14 protein-coding genes and 1 other RNA gene are annotated in these 17,241 nt (G+C 64.2%); 9 read left to right on the forward strand and 6 right to left on the reverse strand.

Annotated features, from left to right (window positions below; all coding sequences use genetic code 11):
* Positions 1-125: 125 nt before the first annotated feature.
* The 6 genes from ligA to HU729_RS07070 all read left to right on the forward strand — a co-directional run bounded on the left by ligA (position 126) and on the right by HU729_RS07070 (position 7,413).
* A complete protein-coding gene (ligA, locus tag HU729_RS07045; protein WP_186709315.1) occupies positions 126-2,456 on the forward strand; it encodes an NAD-dependent DNA ligase LigA in 2,331 nt (776 codons plus the stop codon).
* Positions 2,457-2,693: 237 nt separating this feature from the next.
* Positions 2,694-2,790: signal recognition particle sRNA small type (gene ffs, locus HU729_RS07050), an RNA gene on the forward strand.
* A 487-nt stretch (positions 2,791-3,277) separates the two neighbouring features.
* A complete protein-coding gene (locus HU729_RS07055) occupies positions 3,278-4,324 on the forward strand; it encodes an N-acetylmuramidase family protein (RefSeq protein ID WP_186709316.1) in 1,047 nt (348 codons plus the stop codon).
* Between the two features lies 1 nt (position 4,325).
* A complete protein-coding gene (locus HU729_RS07060; protein WP_238348324.1) occupies positions 4,326-4,946 on the forward strand; it encodes a hypothetical protein in 621 nt (206 codons plus the stop codon).
* Positions 4,947-5,052: 106 nt separating this feature from the next.
* Positions 5,053-5,463 (forward strand): hypothetical protein, encoded by a 411-nt coding sequence (locus HU729_RS07065; protein WP_186709318.1) that lies wholly within the window; start codon positions 5,053-5,055, stop codon positions 5,461-5,463.
* Positions 5,464-5,472: 9 nt separating this feature from the next.
* The gene (locus HU729_RS07070) at positions 5,473-7,413 is read left to right on the forward strand and encodes a hypothetical protein (RefSeq protein ID WP_186709320.1); all 1,941 of its coding nucleotides are present in this window, start codon (positions 5,473-5,475) and stop codon (positions 7,411-7,413) included.
* Here the strand turns inward: HU729_RS07070 and HU729_RS07075 are convergent.
* Positions 7,407-8,165, reverse strand: a complete 759-nt coding sequence (locus tag HU729_RS07075; protein WP_186666738.1) for an ABC transporter substrate-binding protein — start codon at positions 8,163-8,165, stop codon at positions 7,407-7,409. The genes HU729_RS07070 and HU729_RS07075 overlap by 7 nt on opposite strands.
* A 132-nt stretch (positions 8,166-8,297) precedes the next feature.
* Here HU729_RS07075 and dnaX point away from each other — a divergent pair, with 132 nt between their 5' ends.
* From dnaX to recR, 3 genes are all read left to right on the forward strand, one after another.
* Positions 8,298-10,370, forward strand: coding sequence for a DNA polymerase III subunit gamma/tau (gene dnaX, locus HU729_RS07080; RefSeq protein ID WP_186709322.1), 2,073 nt, complete (start codon positions 8,298-8,300; stop codon positions 10,368-10,370).
* A 62-nt stretch (positions 10,371-10,432) separates the two neighbouring features.
* Positions 10,433-10,768: a YbaB/EbfC family nucleoid-associated protein gene (locus tag HU729_RS07085; RefSeq protein WP_186666736.1), complete on the forward strand. Its 336-nt coding sequence runs from the start codon at positions 10,433-10,435 to the stop codon at positions 10,766-10,768.
* A gap of 83 nt (positions 10,769-10,851) precedes the next feature.
* Positions 10,852-11,454, forward strand: coding sequence for a recombination mediator RecR (gene recR, locus HU729_RS07090; protein ID WP_054893641.1), 603 nt, complete (start codon positions 10,852-10,854; stop codon positions 11,452-11,454).
* Between the two features lie 29 nt (positions 11,455-11,483).
* Here the strand turns inward: recR and HU729_RS07095 are convergent, their stop codons facing one another.
* The 5 genes from HU729_RS07095 to HU729_RS07115 all read right to left on the reverse strand — a co-directional run bounded on the left by HU729_RS07095 (position 11,484) and on the right by HU729_RS07115 (position 17,210).
* Positions 11,484-12,482 carry a sulfate ABC transporter substrate-binding protein gene (locus HU729_RS07095; protein ID WP_054893642.1) on the reverse strand — a complete coding sequence of 333 codons (999 nt, stop codon included), beginning with the start codon at positions 12,480-12,482 and terminating at the stop codon, positions 11,484-11,486.
* Positions 12,483-12,575: 93 nt separating this feature from the next.
* Positions 12,576-13,412 carry an ion transporter gene (locus HU729_RS07100; RefSeq protein ID WP_186709323.1) on the reverse strand — a complete coding sequence of 279 codons (837 nt, stop codon included), beginning with the start codon at positions 13,410-13,412 and terminating at the stop codon, positions 12,576-12,578.
* Positions 13,413-13,457: 45 nt separating this feature from the next.
* Positions 13,458-14,333: an urea transporter gene (locus tag HU729_RS07105; RefSeq protein ID WP_186709324.1), complete on the reverse strand. Its 876-nt coding sequence runs from the start codon at positions 14,331-14,333 to the stop codon at positions 13,458-13,460.
* 190 nt (positions 14,334-14,523) lie between these two features.
* On the reverse strand, positions 14,524-15,939 hold the full coding sequence (gene pyk / locus HU729_RS07110; protein ID WP_186666733.1) for a pyruvate kinase: 1,416 nt from the start codon (positions 15,937-15,939) through the stop codon (positions 14,524-14,526).
* Positions 15,936-17,210: a glycerate kinase gene (locus HU729_RS07115; protein ID WP_186666732.1), complete on the reverse strand. Its 1,275-nt coding sequence runs from the start codon at positions 17,208-17,210 to the stop codon at positions 15,936-15,938. The genes pyk and HU729_RS07115 overlap by 4 nt, the downstream gene beginning before the upstream one ends.
* Positions 17,211-17,241 lie beyond the last annotated feature (31 nt).

The following is a 17,241-nucleotide window of genomic DNA, read 5'->3' on the forward strand; positions in this document are numbered from 1 at the left end:
GGGGGGTTGGGGGGGGGGGGGGGCGTCCGGCTTGTCCGGTGATGAGGTCAGTACGTGCTGAACAGCATCCCGATCCGCGCCGGCATCACCCAGGCTGCTCTTTTGCTTTGCAAGAGACCTGAAAGATGAACGCCGAAAACCGAATCCACGAACTGCGCGCCGAACTCGACCAGCACAACTATCGCTACTACGTGCTGGACGAGCCCAGTGTGCCCGACGCCGAATACGACCGGCTGTTCAACGAACTCAAGGCCCTGGAAGCCGAGAACCCACACCTGATCACCCCCGACTCGCCCACTCAGCGTGTCGGCGGTGCAGCCCTGGCCGCCTTTACCCAGGTGCGCCACGAGATCCCCATGCTCAGCCTGGGCAACGCCTTCGAAGAGGCTGACTTGCGCGAATTCGGACGGCGTGTGGTCGAAGGGCTCGACCAGGCCGAGGCGGTCGACTACAGCTGCGAGCCCAAGCTCGATGGCCTGGCGGTGAGCCTGTTGTACCGCAACGGCCAGCTGGTGCAAGGCGCCACCCGTGGCGACGGCACGACCGGCGAAGACATCAGCACCAACGTGCGCACCATCCGCAACGTCCCGTTGAAGCTGCATGGCAGCGGCTGGCCCGAAGTGCTCGAAGTGCGTGGCGAGGTGTACATGAGCAAGGCGGGCTTCGAACGCCTCAATGCCGCTCAGGCCGAAGTCGGCGGCAAGACCTTTGCCAACCCGCGCAACGCTGCCGCTGGCAGCCTGCGTCAACTGGACTCGAAGATCACCGCCAGCCGCCCGCTGGAATTCTGCTGCTATGGTATCGGCCAGACTTCGGCGAGTGTCGGCGACAGCCATATCGGCATCCTTGAGCAGCTCAAGGTCTGGGGCATGCCGATCAGCCCTGAGCTCAAGCACGCCGCCGGCATCGAAGAATGCCTGGCCTACTACCAGGACATCGGCGCCCGCCGCAACGCGCTGCCCTACGAGATCGACGGCGTGGTGTTCAAGGTCAACAGCCTGGCGGCGCAGCGCGAGCTGGGTTTCCGTGCGCGTGAGCCACGCTGGGCCATCGCCCACAAGTTCCCGGCCATGGAAGAACTCACCGAGGTGCTGGACGTCGAGTTCCAGGTCGGCCGTACCGGCGCGGTCACTCCGGTCGCCCGTCTCAAGCCGGTCAAGGTGGCCGGGGTGACCGTATCCAACGCCACCCTGCACAACATGGACGAGATCGCCCGCCTGGGCCTGCGCATCGGCGACACGGTGATCATCCGCCGTGCCGGTGATGTGATCCCGCAGGTGATGCAGGTAGTGCTCGAGCGTCGCCCCGATGACGCCCGCCCGGTCGAAGTGCCGAGCGCCTGCCCGGTGTGCGGCTCGCAGGTCGAGCGCACCCAGTTGGTCAAGCGCAGCAAGGGCAAGGAAACCACCAGCGAAGGGGCGGTGTATCGCTGCGTCGGCCGTCTGGCCTGTGGCGCCCAGCTCAAGCAGGCGATCATTCACTATGTGTCCCGCCGGGCGATGGATATCGACGGTCTTGGCGAGAAGAGCGTCGAGCAGTTGGTCGACGAGGGGCTGATCGGTTCGCCGGCAGACCTGTACAAGCTCCAGTTCGAGCAGATCGTCGACCTGGAGGGCTTCGCCGAGGTCTCCAGCCGCAAGCTGCTCGAAGCCATCGAGGCGAGCAAGCGCCCGCCGCTCGCGCGCTTCATCTTCGCCCTGGGCATCCCGGATGTGGGCGAGGAGACCGCCAAGGTCCTGGCTCGCTCCCTGGGTAGCCTGGAGCGGGTGCAGGTGGCACTGCCGCAGGTGCTGACCTACCTGCCGGACATCGGCCTTGAAGTCGCCTACGAGATCCACAATTTCTTCGAGGATGCGCACAACCGCCAGGTCATCCAGCAACTGCTCGACAGCGGCATGCAGTTGCAGGACCAAGGCGAGTTGGCGGCGGAGTTCGCCGCCAGCACCACCCTCGCCGGGATGATCGCCAAGCTCGACATCCCCTCGGTCGGCCCGACCGGCGCCGAGAAGCTGGTGGACAAGCTCGGCACCCTCGACAAGATCATCGCCGCCGACGGCATCGACCTGCGCCAGGCCCTGAACACCAAGCAGGCCGATGCCGTGCGCGAGTTCTTCAAGGTCGAGGCCAACCAGCAACTCGCCCGCGCCATCGAAGCCCAGCTCGAAGCGTTCGGCATGCACTGGCAGAGCGAGAAGAAAACCACCGAGGGCCTGCCCCTGGCCGGTCAGACCTGGGTGCTGACCGGCACCCTGGAGCGCATGAGCCGCGACATCGCCAAGGACAAGCTGGAAAGCCTCGGCGCCAAGGTGGCGGGCTCCGTGTCCGGCAAGACCCACTGCGTGGTGGCAGGTCCGGGGGCTGGGTCGAAGCTGGCCAAGGCCAGTGAGCTGGGGGTCAAGGTGCTGGACGAAGAGGCCTTCGTCGCCTTCCTGGCGGGGCAGGGCATCACGGTCTGATGTTGCCTGCCCTGGCCTCATCGCGGGACGAGCCCGCTCCCACAGGTGCGCCTATACATTTATCCTGTGGGAGCGGGCTCGTCCCGCGATGAGGCCGGCACAAATCCCCGAGAACCTCATCCCTGGCGGACAAGTCCTTGAGAAATGATGGTTTTTTTGCCGTCAAAGGTTGTAACTTCCCCCCGTAACGGTACAATGGCGCGGCTCGTCACCTGATGAGCTGCGTTATGGTGGCCCCACCGGTCCCCCCGCATTGATTACCCGTTAACCTGGTCAGGCCCGGAAGGGAGCAGCCATAGCGGGAACATCGAGTGCCGGGGTGTGGCTGGTGGGGCTGCCTCCATTTCTCTCGAAGTCCTGCTCTCGAACGGCTTTCGCTCTTCACCGCCTGGTGATCCAAAGCGTTACGCACCGTACGCCTAGCCCTCCCTGCTTTTGCTTACCCCGCCACTTGGTCCCATTGTCAACGTTTACGCGTGAACTGCTGTTCCGTAACCGTCGAGCCCCATTGGCTGCCTTGCTCTTCATGAGTCAGTTCGAGGCCCAGCGATTCGAAGAGATGCCGGGCGGGGTCGATCATTGTTGAGGTCTCGCCAGGAATGGTTGCGTAGTACAACCATCTTTGGTTGCATCATGCAACCATCCGTTGGCCCATGGGCGGTTTCGCTGTGGGTGAAGACTGCTTCACAGCCTTGAGGTCCGGTTCTGGACAACTGAAAACACCCTTGTTAGTTTGCGTCCGCCATATATTTCAAAATATGACAGTGACACTTGAGTGATATTGATCTGATATCAATTTATGACGAGCAAGGACGCATTGAATGAAAAGCCTGCAAGGTTTGCCCAGTCTTATCAGCGCTTCGGTAGGCACGCCCGGTAAAGCCCGAAACTTGCCCGCCGATGTTCAATGTATCCAGTACCTGTTCAATCTACTCATTCCGCGGCTCGGTTTTCCGTTGCCCGAGAATGGCCGTTGCGACGGGCAGTTGGTACAGCGCATCAGTCAGTACCAGTTTCGTCATCTGAAGTACGCGCATCCCGATGGCGTCGTCGATCCGAATGGGCGCACCTTCAACAGCCTGGTCGAGGAGGCTGTTCGAGTACCGGTCAAGTTGATTCCCGCACTGCGCCTGCCAACCTTCATCAACGTCTTCGCCAATAATGTCGACGCCCAGGTGCAGGCCACGGTCAATCATTACCTGGACCGGATGCGCGCGGTAATCGAAGCCGAGCGGCGCAATCGGCAGATGGTGCTGCAGGTCACGTGCGATGGCGGCATGACGCTCAGCGACAGCGACTTCCAGAACGCCGCGACTCAATTGGGCAACGGGATTTCAGCCAACCTGATCAAGGCATTTGCCACGGTGGAGTCGGGTGGTCGTTCGGGTTTTGGGCCGGCCAAGCTGCCGGTGATCGCCTTCGAGGGGCATCACTTCCAGCGCTATACCAAGCACAAGTACGACCAGACTCATCCGCTGCTCTCGTACAAGTACAAGAAGAAAGCCGGCCCGCAGTGGCAAGCCAATAACAAAGACCAGACCAAGGCCTGGGAAACCATGGCCACGGCGTTTGGGCTGGATCAGGAGGCGGCATTGAAGTCGGCGTCCTGGGGTATGTTCCAGATCATGGGTTTCAACTTCGCCGATTGCGGACATGCCAATGTGTTCGAATTCGTCGCGGCCATGAAACTCAATGCCGGGCAGCAACTCAAAGCCTTCCTCGGTTTCTGCAGCAAGAACCCGTCGTTTATCAAGGCGGCGAAGAACAAGGATTACGCCGGCATGGCCGCCAGTTACAACGGCAAGGATTACGGCGACTATGACGTGCGTATCAAGAAGGCCTACGAAGCACTTGAAGGGAAGAAGTGACATGGCAAAAAGTTTCTCTCGCCGACTGACTGTTCTGGCCACCGCACTGCTGGGATTGTCCGGGTCTGTTCATGCAAACGCCGCCGTACTGAAGCCTGGGCAATACGATGCGCTGATGCTGGCGGTCACGCCGGATCGCCAGGTGGAGGGCTACTATTCCGAGACCCTTGGCGAAGGTGTGACCCGGCATTGCACCTTCTACCTCAAGGGGCAGATCAGCGGCGATGGGCCGGTTGCGCTGGCCACCTGGGAAGATCAGACCTTCCCCGGCAGCCTGGCGGCCACGGGCGATGGCGTCACCCTCACCGTGGCACGCGGCCGCGAGCATCCCGGCTGCGTCAGTGTGCTGATGCCGGAGATCGCCACGGGGCTGGAGCTCAGCCGCTATGCGGAAAAGCCCTGGATCGCGCTGCTGACGGTCACTGCCGACAAGGCCTATCTGCGCAAGCAGGCGGGCAGCAGCGCGAGCAAACGACCCTATATCGTCAAGGGCGATGTAGTAGGCGTGCTGGCCTTCAAGGACGGCTGGGCCAAAGTCGAGTTCATCAACCAGGACGACCGCTCGTTCACGGGTTGGATCAGTCAGGATCAGTACAGTCGACTCGTTGTGCCAAAGGGCTGAAGCTGTGTGCGGGTGACGGGCCGAGCCCGCCGTACCTGCATTTATCGGCAAACAGGCTTATGATGCGCCTCTCGCAGCCCACCCATTTCTGAGAGAGGCCATCAGCATGGATCAGGTTGACGATCTGACCCGCCAGCGCATCCGCGACTGGCAAGCGCGCCGCCTGGAGATCAAAGACCAGATGGCCACGCACCCCGAGCGCACCCTTGAGCTTTCGAAAGTACTCGACCAGATGGAAGAGGAACACGAGCGCATCCTTGGCGAAGCCACGCCCGCAGCCGACACCATAGCAGCAGTCGATCAGGCGCCGGGGCTGGATTTTCGCCTGAGCGTTTCGGCGCGCAATGCCCAGGACCTGCGCAAGCTGCTGGAAATGGCGCTGCACGAACTCGATAGCGCGCTGGCTGCCGAAGCCCGCTGCGAGAATGACGCGCGGCGTGTCTATCCGGGTGGCATGTCCGGCTCCCTGGGTGCCTACGCCTATGAACTTGAAGCCAATCCCGACACCAGCGAATGACCTGCGCGCATGCAACCTGAACATTACGACTTCGCCGACACCGTGTATCTTCCCGTCGCCCTGGAGGTGTGCCAGGGCCTGCTCGAGGACGCCTCCGGGCTTGATGGGTTGAGCGATCCGGAGCTGGCGGCGGTGCTGGTGATCCAGAACCTGTCCCAGGCGCGCGAGCAGGTGCTCGACCCTGCGGCAGCGGAAAAGGTGCTGGCCAAGTTGCTGCAGTGGTCGGTGCAGGGTCCGCATTCGCCGGGCGTGGGGCTGGGGTCCGAGGCGCGCCGGCTGTTCGATGCGCGCAAGCTGTATTTCGGCCTGGAGGTCATCAAGGGCTCGCGCTTGCAACTGCTGGGGGCCGAGGAGGTGGCGCAGCGCGAATACTTGTTGGAAGACGGCACCTGGGACATGCGCTTCAGGTCGCTTCGCCACCCGCGTCACAATCCGTTCAGCCAGCAAGCCATCACAGGGTTCGATAAAGAGCGCTGGCTGACCCGCGAACAAGACAAGTTGCTGCGAGTGCTGCGCGCCAACCCTGACGAGGACCTGCATGTGCAGGGCTATGCGGGCATCGGCAAGAGCTACCTGCTGGGAGCGCTTGTCGATTGCCTGCCCAGGGGGCGGGTGCTGGCACTGGCGCGCACGCCCGGCAAGCTCGACGCCCTGCGGCGGCGTATTGGAAAAGGCTCCAAGGCTGGCAAGACGTTCGCCGAGTTTTCCCAAGCCCTGCTGAGCGTGCCTGGGCGGCCTGCCGCACGCGCATCGGCACGCCTGCCGGGCAAGCGTGCGGTGGCCGAAACCTTGAACATCCTGGGCTTTCGCCAGTACAACGGCGAGAAGACCCTGGATATCTGCCTGGAGCTGCTGAAGAACTACTGCGAGTCACGCGATCACAGCCTCGCCGGGGGCCACCTGCCGCACTTCGCTCAGGCGCTTTCGCGGCTGGATAGCCAGGTGCTGCTCGAATACGCCAGCCGCCTGTGGACCTACCTGCAGGACAACCCTGCCTGGGATCGCCAGACCGGCTTCCCCACGTTGCTGCTGCTCAAGCGCGCCAGCCTCGCTGGCCACAGTGTGCCGAGCCGCTACAGCCATGTAATCGTCGACGAGAGCCAGGACATGCCTGGCCCGTTGTTGCAGATCATCGAGCGGGGCCGCCAGGTGTTGATCACGCTGGGTGACGAATACCAGCGTGCCGACGGGCCCGGACTGCGCCGCGCGCGTCAGGTGCGCCAGCGCGATATCGCCTTCTCGGTGCGTTGCGGGCCGAAAGTGGAGCGGCTGATCAACCCGCTGATCGGTGTGCATTCGCAAAAATCCAAGCTCGCCTTCGAAGGCGCCGGCAGCGTGGATGTCGGCATCGAGTACTACCCCCTCGATTTCGTGCCGCCGCAAGGCTGTGTGGTGCTTACCGCATCTCCCTGGGATTCGATGAAGTGGGCCATGCAACTGGCCGACAACCAGTGCCGGGTGGGCTTCTCCGATAACGTTGGGATGCAGCGTTTCATGTCCAGCGCCGTGCAGTTGTTCCGTGCCGACCTTTATGGCGCGGGCAGCGATGGCCAGGACACGCACGCCTATTTCGCCCACGCGCTGAACTGGCGACAAGTGCATGAGGACAATCGCTTCGACGAGTCATTCCTGTGGGTCGAGGCGCGGCTGCAGGACGGTTTTCGGATTGCCGAACTCAACGCCTTGTCGGCACGCTTCTCCAATCAGCCGGGCAGCCTGTTGCTGATGCCGGCGCAGGAGGCCGGAGGGCAGGAGTTCGACCACGTGCTGCTGACCCAGGAGCTGATGGCGCTGAACCCGTTCAAGGATGCCTACGCCTTCGACAACCGGGTCTGTGCGGTGTATATCGCGCTGTCGCGTGCCCGGCGCCATCTCTATCTGCCCTACGATGTGGACGAGTGGGTGGCCTACCATAAGGGCCAGAAATTCCGCGAGTCGCACGGCTACTGATCGACCGACAGCGCCTCCTGCACCCGGGTGTAGCGTTCGATGATCCGTTCGATCTCGCCGGACTGCTTGAGGCGCACCAAGGCGCGCAGCACCTGCTGCGCCGGAATGGCCGGGTCGTTGCGCACCATGCAGCCCAGGTCCTGCGCTTCCAGCAAGGCCAGCGGGCGCAGGCGCTGCTCCCGGGGTTGCTGGCGGTTGAACCATTGCAGCGACAATTGGTTGCTCACCGCATAACGATAACGGCTGGCTTGCAGTTTCTGCAGGGCCAGGTCCTGGTTGCGGCTGTCTTCGCGCTTCAGTAGACGCTGCGCGAACAGCGGGTCCAGGGCCGGGTAGGTGTAGCCCAGCACCGTACCGATGGCTTGTGTGGGCAGTTGCGCCAGGCCGCCGGGCAGGCTGTCGCCGGCACGCCCGACCAGCAGGTCGCGTTGATGGATCAGCGGTACGCTCCAGATGAACTCACCGGGCCGTTCGTTGAGCCAGTTGCTGGCCACGTAGCAGCGCACGTCGATGTCGCCATCGGCCATGGCCTGCTCCAGGCGCAGGCGTGCCATTACGTGGTATTGCGGGCGCACCCCGGCTTCACGGGCCAGGGCCTGGATCAGGTCGAAGAGAATGCCTTCCACCGGCACATCGCCCTCGGTGCGCATCAACGGCATGCTCCAGCTCTCCGCGACGGAGAAGCGCAGCACAGGCTGCTCGGCAAGGCCGGTGGAGCACCATAGCAACAGGATGGCGAGAAGTCGCCGCACGTCTATCCTCCTTGGACTTTCTATGTTCACCGGCAGCGTCCAAAGTCTAGACGAGCCTGGCAGGGTGCAATTTTGCCCCCGCTCCGCTAGCATTAGCGATCTTCCGCTCGATCAGGCTGCGATGGTTTTTTGATGAGTTATCAGGTTCTTGCACGTAAATGGCGCCCGCGCTCGTTCCGCGAGATGGTAGGCCAGACCCATGTGCTCAAGGCATTGATCAACGCCCTGGACAACCAGCGGCTGCATCACGCCTACCTGTTCACCGGCACCCGCGGGGTCGGCAAGACCACCATCGCGCGGATCATCGCCAAGTGCCTGAACTGCGAGACCGGTATCACCTCCACACCTTGCGGCACCTGTTCGGTATGCCGGGAAATCGACGAAGGCCGCTTCGTCGACCTGATCGAGATCGACGCCGCCAGCCGCACCAAGGTCGAGGACACCCGTGAACTGCTCGACAACGTGCAGTACGCGCCCAGCCGCGGACGCTTCAAGGTCTACCTGATCGACGAAGTGCACATGCTTTCCACCCACTCCTTCAACGCCTTGCTCAAGACGCTGGAAGAGCCGCCACCGTACGTCAAATTCATCCTCGCCACCACCGATCCGCAGAAGTTGCCGGCCACCATTCTTTCGCGCTGCCTGCAGTTCTCGCTGAAGAACATGAGCCCGGAGCGGGTAGTCGAGCACCTCACGCACGTGCTCGGTGCCGAGAACGTGCCATTCGAGGAAGATGCCCTGTGGCTGCTTGGCCGCGCCGCCGACGGCTCGATGCGTGATGCCATGAGCCTGACCGACCAGGCCATCGCCTTCGGCGAGGGTAAGGTACTGGCCGCCGATGTGCGGGCGATGCTCGGCACGCTCGATCATGGCCAGGTGTACGGCGTGCTGCAGGCCTTGCTCGAAGGTGATGCCCGGGCGCTGCTCGAGGCGGTGCGCGCCTTGGCCGAGCAGGGGCCTGACTGGAACGGCGTGCTGTCCGAGATGCTCAACGTGCTGCACCGGGTCGCCATCGCCCAGGCGTTGCCCGAAGCGGTGGACAACGGCCAGGGCGATCGCGACAAGGTGCTCGCGCTAGCGGCTGCGTTGCCGGCCGAGGATGTGCAGTTCTACTACCAGATGGGCCTGATCGGTCGGCGCGACCTGCCGCTGGCGCCGGATCCGCGCGGTGGCTTCGAGATGGTCTTGCTGCGTATGCTCGCGTTCCGTCCGGCCGATACCGATGACGCGCCGAAACCTGCGCTAAAGCCGGTGGGGATCAGCCAGGCCACAGCTGATCCAGCCAAGCCGGTGGCAACTGCGACCGTGGTTGCCGAGCCTTCCGTGGTTGCCGCTGCGCCTGAGCCTGTTGCGCCGCCCGCACCAGTGGTCGATGAAGCGCCCGCCGCCGAGCCGGTCGCTGCTGTTGCGCCCGCTGTGGCGCCGGAACCGGCCCCTATGATGGAACCTGAACCCGAGCCCGAGCCCGAGCCCGAGCCAGCCGTTGCGCCGCCAGAGGCAGTGGTCGACCTGCCATGGGAAGAACCTTCCCCGCCCGTCGCAGCCCCGGCGCCGGTCACCCCGGCCGTTGTCGCGCAGCCTGCTGGCGAGCAACCGGACTACGACGAGCCGCCCTTCGATCCGTCGGCCTATGCGTCGGTCGGCATGGAGCGCGACGAGGACGGCCCGGATGACGACTATTACGCACCGCAAGCCGATCCGGCAGGTTTCAGCTATCTGGACGAGCTCGCCGAGCATATCCAGGAAGACGCCCCTGCGGCGGCGCCCGAGCCTCTGCCCGCGGCGCAACCGGCCACGGGCCTGGCCTTGCAATGGCTGGAATTATTCCCACAGTTGCCTGTCTCCGGTATGACAGGCAACATCGCCGCGAACTGTACGCTGATCAGCGCCGATGGCGATGACTGGCTGCTGCACCTGGACCCAGGCCAGGGTGCGTTGTTCAACAGCACCCAGCAACGCCGGCTCAACGAGGCGCTCAACCAGCATCTGGGGCGTACGCTGCGCCTGCAGATCGAGCTGGTTCGCCCCGAGCAGGAAACCCCGGCCCAGGCCGCCGCGCGCAAGCGCGCCGAGCGCCAGCACGATGCGGAGCTGTCGATCGAGCAGGACCCGCTCATCCAGCAGATGATCAAGCAGTTCGGCGCCCGGGTGCGGCACGATACAATCGAACCTGTAGACGCGGCCCTGGCAAACCCCGGGCAGTGAAGCGAACCCCTTGCGCCCGGCCTCGTGCCGGCCGCACATACGACCCAATCGAGGATTCTCCCATGATGAAAGGTGGCATGGCCGGCCTGATGAAGCAGGCTCAGCAGATGCAGGAAAAAATGGCCAAGATGCAGGAAGAGCTGGCCAACGCAGAAGTCACCGGCCAGTCCGGTGCAGGTCTGGTCAGCGTGGTGATGACCGGTCGTCACGACGTCAAGCGCGTCAACATCGACGCCAGCCTGATGACCACCGATCCGGACGACAAGGAAGTCCTCGAGGACCTGATCGCCGCCGCACTCAACGACGCCGTGCGCAAGGTCGAGCAGAACAGCCAGGACAAGATGGGCAGCATGACCGCCGGCATGCAACTGCCGCCTGGTTTCAAGATGCCGTTCTGATCGACGGTTTGCAGCACATGGGGAGCACGATCGGCTGATCGCTGCTCCCTTCTTCATTCTGTACCACTGACAGGCCTGCCTACATGAGCTTCAGCCCCCTGATCCGCCAACTGATCGATGCCCTGCGTGTGCTCCCGGGTGTCGGCCAGAAAACCGCCCAGCGCATGGCCCTGCAGTTGCTCGAGCGCGACCGCAGCGGCGGCACGCGCCTGGCCCAGGCCCTGAGCCAGGCCATGGAGGGTGTTGGCCATTGCCGCCAGTGCCGCACCCTGACCGAGCAGGAATTGTGCCCGCAGTGCGCCGATCCTCGCCGCGATGACACCCAGCTGTGCGTGGTTGAGGGGCCGATGGATGTGTATGCGGTAGAGCAGACCGGCTACCGTGGTCGTTACTTCGTGCTCAAGGGGCACCTATCGCCGCTCGACGGCCTGGGCCCGGAGGCGATTGGAATTCCGCAACTGATGGCGCGGATCGAGGAGCAGGGCACCTTCAGCGAGGTGATCCTGGCGACCAACCCCACGGTGGAAGGCGAGGCGACGGCGCATTACATCGCCCAGTTGTTGGCCGAGAAGGGCCTGACTGCCTCGCGGATCGCCCATGGCGTGCCGCTGGGCGGAGAGCTGGAGCTGGTGGACGGTGGCACGCTTGCGCATGCCTTTGCCGGGCGCCGTCCTATCTCGCTGTAAGTGTTGGGGCGCAGCGCGCCCCAAGCCAGTTACTTGTTGGTGTAGATCTGGTCGAACACGCCACCGTCGTTGAAGTGGGTCTTCTGTACGGTGCGCCAGTCACCAAAGGTCTTCTCCACCGAGAGGAAGTCGACTTTCGGGAAGCGGTCGGTGTATTTGGCCAGGACCGTGGCATCACGCGGGCGCAGATAGTTCTGTGCGGCGATTTCCTGGGCTGCCGGCGACCACAGGTACTTGAGGTATTCCTCGGCCACGGCGCGGGTCTGCTTCTTCTCGACGACCTTGTCGACCACGCTCACCGGCGGCTCGGCTTCCGCCGACACGCTTGGGTAGACCACCTCGAACTGATCACGACCGAACTCGCGGGCGATCATCTCGGCTTCGTTCTCGAAGGTGACCAGCACGTCGCCGATCTGGTTGGTCATGAAGGTCGTTGTGGCAGCGCGGCCGCCAGTGTCGAGCACCGGTGCCTGCTTGAACAGCTTGCCGACGAAATCGCGGGCCTTGGCTTCGTCGCCGCCTTGCTTGAGGACGTAGCCCCAGGCCGAGAGGTAGGTGTAGCGGCCGTTACCCGAGGTCTTGGGGTTGGGCACGATCACCTGTACGCCATCCTTGAGCAGGTCCGGCCAGTCTTTCAGCGCCTTCGGGTTGCCCTTGCGCACGATGAACACGGTGGCCGAGGTGAACGGGGCGCTGTTGTTCGGCAGGCGGGTAACCCAGTTGTCCGGCACCAGCTTGCCGTTGTCGACCAGGGCATTGATGTCAGTGGCCATGTTCATGGTGATGACATCGGCCGGCAGGCCGTCGATCACCGCCCGCGCCTGTTTGCTCGAACCGCCGAAGGACATCTGCACATTGACCTTCTCCTTGTGCTCTTCTTCCCAGTGCTTCTGGAACGCCGGGTTGTAGTCCTTGTAGAAGTCGCGCATCACGTCGTAGGAGACGTTCAGCAGGGTCGGCGCGGCCTGGGCCAGGTTGCCGAGAGCCAGGCCTGCGGCGAGCAGCGAGGCGCTGAAGAGTTTTTTCACAGGGGCGTTCCTTGTTGTGAGTGAAAGTTTGGCAATGTGCCAGCAACTATAACCTTTGGTTCTTGAGCCATTAAAGATCAAAACAGACTTTGCTTATGCCTGCTCGGTCACTGTCTTGGGGAACAACGCATTGCCACAGCGCGAACAGAATGCCGCCGTCGGCTCATGGGTTTTCTTGGCACAGGTCGGGCAATCGTGGCGCAGCTGTTCGCCGCGCATGGCGTTGGCCAGCTCGGCGGTGAAGATCCCGGTGGGCACTGCGATGATCGAGTAGCCGATGATCATCACCAGCGAGGACAGTACCTGGCCCAGCGGCGTCTTGGGCACGATGTCGCCGAAGCCGACTGTGGTCAGGGTGACGATGGCCCAGTAGATGCCCTTGGGAATGCTGGTAAAGCCGTGCTCGGGCCCTTCGATCACGTACATCAGCGTGCCGAACACGGTCACCAGGGTCGAAACGCTGACCAGGAACACGATGATCTTCTGTTTGCTGCCGCGCAACGCCTCGAGCAGATAGTGCGCCTGCTTGAGGTAGGGGCTGAGCTTGAGCACGCGGAAGATCCGCAGCATGCGGATCACCCGAATGATCAGCAGGTACTGGGCGTCGCTGTAGTACAGGGCGATGATCCCCGGCACGATGGCCAGCAGGTCGACCAGGCCGTAGAAGCTGAACGCGTAGCGCAGCGGCTTGGGCGAGCAGTACAGGCGGGTGAGGTACTCGGCGAGGAAGATCGCCGTGAAGCCCCACTCGATGCCGGCCAGCAGGCCGGAATAATTGCGGTGCACATCGTCGATGCTGTCGAGGATGACGGTGACCAGGCTGGCCAGGATGATCAGCAGAAGGATCTTGTCGAAGCGTCTTCCAGCGACGGTGTCGGTCTGGAAGACGATCACATAGAGCCGCTCACGCAGGCTCGCAGTGGTGTTCATGGGCTCGTTCCGTTATGCGTTGCGGGTGAGCCTAGGGCCTGCTTCTCAGCCGTGCAAGCGCTGCGCGCTGCGCCGCCGCCCCTGTTGCACAAGGTGGCTGCCCAGGTGCATCAGCCAGCAGGCGATGACGAACGGGGCGGTGAGCGCCGGCAGCGGCCACAGGCTGGACAACGCTTGCAGCAACAGCGCCAAGGCGATGGCCAGCAGGGGGATCCAGGGGCGCTCGCCCTGGCGGCTGAACGCCAGGGCGGCCAGCGCCGCATTGAAGCCATACAGCCCCATCCAGGCCACCGCAGGTTGGTCGGCCAGCAATGCCGCACCGCCGCCGATGGTCGAGCCGAGCAGGGCCCAGAGCGCCGCATAGGGGTTGGCGACCAGCATCCCTAACACGATCAGCAGGCCTGCCAGGGGCTCGTCCAGCAGGAATATCTGGCCCAGGCCGCGCAATACGCCGTGCAACGGGTCGGGCGCGGCCTGCGGGCTGGCCAAGGGTTCGGCCGCCAGCAGGATGATCCAGCCGAGCAGCACGAAGGGCGCGGTGTAGGCGACCAGCAAGGTGCCGCCGCGCTTGCGCCACTGGTGGGTGAGGATGCTCGACAGGCCACCGGCGGCGAGGATCAGTGGCGGCAGGATCGCTGACCAGGGCAGCACCGCGCAGATCAGCACGCCGATCAGCACGCCGTTGTAGCAATACAATCCGGCCTGGCGGTCGGCGCGTTCATAGCCGCGCCGTTGCGCGGTCAGCAGGCCGGCCAGTGCGCCGAGCAGCGCGCCGCCGACCAGGTCGGGCGCAGTGAGGAGGATGGCCAGCAGGCAGCACAGGCCGCACAAGGGACTGCGCAGCAGCAGCACCTGGCTGAAGCCATTGAGCAGTGCCGTGGCCCAGTCTGGGCACGGGTTGACGAAATTCTTGGTGTACATGGGCAGTCGGCAAGGTGAGTGAAAGGCGCTGGGCCTCTTCGGGCCTCGGTTGTGCGCCATCGGATTGTTTTTTGTAGGAGCGGGCTCGCCCGCGAACACGGGCGCAGCCCGTGCCATTCACCGCTGTGCCCTTTTCGCGGGCAAGTCGCAGCGGCGAACCGCCGCTCCTACAAAAGTGCAGAGCCGGTCTTCAGATCAAAGTCTCGATCCGCAGGGTATTGGTGCTCCCCGGCTGGCCGAATGGCACCCCAGCGGTAATCAGCAGGGTGTCGCCGCGGCTGGCCATACCTTGCGCCTGGGCGATCTCCAGTGCAGTCGAGCAGATCTCATCGACCTGGCGCAGACGGTCGTTGACCACCGAATGCACACCCCAGGTGACGCTGAGTCGGCGCGCGGTCTTGAGGTTCGGCGTCAGGTTGAGGATGGGCGCACGCGGTCGCTCGCGGGCGGCGCGCAGGGTCGAGGCCCCTGACTCGCTGTAGTTGACCAGCACCGCCACCGGCAGGATGCCGCTGATGCGCCGAATCGCGCAGCTGATGGCATCCGAAACCGTGGCCTCGGCCTTGGGGCGGCCGACGTCGAGCTGTGCCTGGTAGTCCGGGCCGTTCTCCACCTGGCGGATGATCTTGCTCATCATCTGCACCGCTTCCAGTGGATAGTCGCCGGAGGCGGTTTCGGCCGACAGCATCACCGCGTCGGCGCCTTCGGCCACGGCATTGGCCACGTCGGTGACCTCGGCGCGGGTCGGTGCGGGCGAGAAACGCATCGATTCGAGCATCTGCGTCGCTACCACCACCGGCTTGCCCAGTTGGCGGCAGGTATTGATGATGCGCTTCTGGATCTGCGGCACGCTCTCGGCCGGCACTTCCACGCCCAGGTCGCCCCGGGCGACCATGATCGCATCGGACAGCTCGGCGATGGCCTGCAGTTGCTCGACCGCCGAGGGCTTCTCGACCTTGGCCATCAGGTAGGCACGTTCGCCGATCAACTGGCGCGCCTCGACGATGTCTTCGGGGCGCTGGACGAACGACAGCGCCACCCAGTCCACGCCCAGTTCCAGGCCGAAGGCCAGGTCGCGGCGGTCTTTCTCGGTGAGCGGCGAGAGGTCCAGCACCGCCTGGGGGACGTTGACGCCCTTGCGGTCGGACAGCTCGCCGCCAGCCAGCACTTCGGTGTCGATGGCGTCGGCGTGCTTGGCGGTGACCCGCAGGCGCAGCTTGCCATCGTCGAGCAGCAGGTCCATGCCGGGCTCCAGCGCGGCGATGATTTCCGGGTGGGGCAGGTTGACCCGGCGGCTGTCGCCCGGGGCCTTGTCCAGGTCCAGGCGCAGGGCCTGGCCACGCTGCAACTGCACCTTGCCTTCGGCGAAGCGGCCGACACGCAGTTTCGGCCCCTGCAGGTCCATGAGGATGCCCAGCGGGTAGTTCAGTTGCTGCTCGACCTCGCGGATCCACTGGTAGCGCAGGGCGTGGTCGGCGTGTTCGCCGTGGCTGAAGTTGAGGCGGAAGATATTCACCCCGGCCTCGACCAGTTGGCGGATGTCATCGATGCCGTTGATCGCCGGCCCCAGGGTGGCGAGGATTTTCACTTTTTTATCGGGCGTCATGATTGCGAGGTCTCGAGGATCAGGATGGCGCGGAAGTCGTTGACGTTGGTGCGGGTCGGCTCGGTGACGATCAACGCATCGAGCGCAGCGAAGTAGCCATAGCCGTTGTTGTTGTCCAGCTCATCGCTGGCCGACAGGCCCAGGGCCTGTGCGCGGCCGAAGCTGTCCGGGGTCATCAGGGCGCCGGCGTTTTCTTCGGAGCCGTCGATGCCGTCGGTGTCGCCGGCCAGTGCGTACACGCCAGGCAGGCCCTTGAGGCTTTCGGTGAGGCTGAGCAGGAATTCGGCGTTGCGCCCGCCACGGCCATTGCCGCGCACGGTGACGGTGGTCTCGCCGCCGGACAGGATCACGCAGGGGGCCTTCAGCGGCTGGCCATGCAGGACGATCTGCCGGGTGATGCCGGCGTGCACCTTGGCCACTTCGCGCGATTCACCTTCCAGATCCCCCAGGATCAGTGGGCTGAAACCGGCCTGGCGGGCTTTCACTGCGGCAGCCTCGAGTGATTGCTGGGGTTTGGCGATCAGTGTGAAGTGGCTGCGCGCCAGGGCTGGGTCATCGGCCTTGACGGTTTCCGATGCCGGGTTGTTCAGCCAGTCGATGACCGCTTTGGGCGCCTCGATGTCGTAGCGCTTGAGGATCGCCAGGGCATCGGCCGAGGTGCTCGGGTCGGCCACGGTGGGGCCGGAGGCGATGACGGTGGCCAGATCGCCCGGTACGTCGGAAATGGCGTAGGTATAGACAGTGGCGGGCCAGCAGGCCTTGGCCAGGCGTCCGCCCTTGATCGCCGAGAGGTGCTTGCGCACGCAGTTCATCTCGCCGATGGTCGCGCCGGACTTGAGCAGCGCCTTGTTGATCTGCTGCTTGTCGGCCAGCGTGAGGCCGTCGGCGGGCAGTGCCAGCAGGGCCGAGCCGCCGCCGGAGAGCAGGAAGATGACGCGGTCGTCTTCATCGAGGTTGCTGACCAGTTGCAGCACGCGCTTGGCGACCGCAAGGCCGGCGGCGTCGGGGACCGGGTGGGCGGCTTCGACCACCTCGATCTTCTGGCAATTGGCGCCATGGCCATAGCGGGTCACGACCAGGCCGGAGACTTCGCCCTGCCAGCTCTTCTCGACCACTTCAGCCATGGCGGCGGCGGCCTTGCCGGCACCGATGACGATGACCCGGCCGCTGCGGTCGGCGGGCAGGTGAGGTTCGAGGACCTGACGGGGGTGGGCGGCGGCGATGGCTGTGTCGAACAGCTCGCGCAGGAGTTTCTGTGGATCGACCGACATGGCAGGCTCCCAAAATTCTTGTTGTTCTGCG

This window comes from Pseudomonas sp. RW10S2, from assembly GCF_014268985.1.
GTDB lineage: Bacteria > Pseudomonadota > Gammaproteobacteria > Pseudomonadales > Pseudomonadaceae > Aquipseudomonas > Aquipseudomonas wayambapalatensis.